At 30.1% G+C, this 1845-nt stretch carries 1 protein-coding gene and 1 pseudogene; both read right to left on the reverse strand.

What is annotated here, in order from left to right; translation table 11 throughout:
- Positions 1-476 (reverse strand): annotated as a pseudogene (locus HMPREF0106_RS27570) (glycosyltransferase family 1 protein); the annotation flags it as partial.
- A complete protein-coding gene (locus tag HMPREF0106_RS02080; RefSeq protein WP_009041093.1) occupies positions 466-1569 on the reverse strand; it encodes a glycosyltransferase family 4 protein in 1104 nt (367 codons plus the stop codon). The pseudogene HMPREF0106_RS27570 and the gene HMPREF0106_RS02080, both read right to left, overlap by 11 nt.
- Between the last annotated feature and the right edge of the window lie 276 nt (positions 1570-1845).

Consider the following 1845-nt stretch of genomic DNA (forward strand, 5'->3'; position numbering starts at 1 on the left):
TCTTCCTTCTTTACATATTTTGCTATATCCCTGTACAGAACTTCCGCTAATAGTATTACTTTCAAATTTTTAAAGAAATGTTTATATAGCAAATCATCCAACCACTTTTTCTGGCAATTTGCAACACCTTTATTATGATAATGAGCCAATACTTTACAGCCCAGTCCTTTGAGAATTTGCACTACAATAAAATCTTTACAAAACGCTTTTCCCCTAGCATTAGGAGTTATATACACTAAATCAGGATGAACACTTTTTACGAGATGAACAATCTGTTTCAATAAAAATGCATATTTCAAAATCTTTTTCAAACTAAACTGTCCTATATCAGACAAATCACCAGCTGTTGCAAGATTTATATAATAACAATCGAAAGAAGAATTTATAAGTTTACTTTCTTGAATATACTTCCCTACCATAGAAGCACCATGTATAGGGGGAGGAAGATGGAGGATGAAAAGAATACTATTTTTCATTACACATCATTTGATTTATAACCTTCAAATATTCTTTAGTTATGATGGACCATCTAAACTTATCTCGCATTTGAAAGTTCCTTTCGCCATTCTTTTCTATTAGCATAGGCTTTTTTGATAATTCAAGCAATATTGACGTTAGATCTTTTTGCGTTTTGAAATAGAAACCACCCTGATTATTAAAAATAATATCTGAAGCAACACCTACTTTCGTTGTTATAATATTAAGTCCTAAAACAAATGGTTCTGCAATACATTGCCCAAAGGTTTCATTATTACTTGCTACAACAGCTGTATTACTCTTTTTATAATACGAAAGTATCTCCTTTTTTGAACAATATCCTGGAAACAAGACTTGCTGATCACATTCCAGTTCTTTACATAAATCTTTCATCTTTTGCAACAATCCCCCTCCCCCAGGCAATATCAATATAGAATCCATATCATGAGTTATACTTCGGTATTCTGCAAATGCTCTTATTATTAGATCCTGATTTTTTCCTATTCGAAATTGGGCTGGATAAATCAATCTCAACTTATCTAAAGACAATGGATGATAAAATTCTTCAAAAAAAGACTCATCAATTCCTAAAGGAAGTATCGCTGTTTTATAAGATAACCAACGAAAATTTTTTTTCAATGATGTACACATGCATATCACTTTATCCACAAAACATGTAAGAACAAACGTCAATATTAATCGAGTTAAATATGCTTTAAATCTCTCATTATGCCTATACGCATGAATGGTGTATAGCATTTTAAATTTTCTAGAAGTATATAGAACATACTTCACATATATAATAAGTGCTAGTTCCCAATTTGTTTGAATGTGTATAACATCTATAGATTGTTCTTCAATAATCTGCTTTAATTGAATTGCATTCTTCTTAAAAGACTGATGTTCTGCTAAACCTGGTAATATATAATTAGGAATCAATAAAGAATTAATTTTCTCAATTAACCCAGGTTCTTGTTCCTTTGTACTCAATATGGCACATACATTCTTATGTTGTTTATACAATGCAATCAATTGATCTACTAGTAGAGCCGAATTACCGACTCCACTTTCTACAAAAAAAAGAATATTCATAAGATCAAATATATTTATTTACATCTCTATTATCTAATACATAAATAAAAACAGCTAAATACGAAAGTACTAGAGGGCTCGTATACGCATGTCCACCATAGAAAGCATGACCAATAAAACAACAAAAAGCTATTATACACCAATAATCTAGTACATTATGCCATTTAATAAAACTTCGTATACTAGCTATCAATCTTTTTATTAGGAAATAATAAAATTGGAATAGAAAAAAAGAGTCCAAAATTTGTCCTATTAAATCTAGAGGATCAACTTCTG

It is taken from the genome of Bacteroides sp. D22 (assembly GCF_000163675.1).
Taxonomy (GTDB): Bacteria; Bacteroidota; Bacteroidia; order Bacteroidales; family Bacteroidaceae; genus Bacteroides; species Bacteroides xylanisolvens.

Coding starts and splice junctions, on each gene's coding strand:
- HMPREF0106_RS02080 (WP_009041093.1), bottom strand. CDS start 1,569: ATGAATATTCTTTTTTTTGTAGAAAGTGGAGTCGGTAATTCGGCTCTA.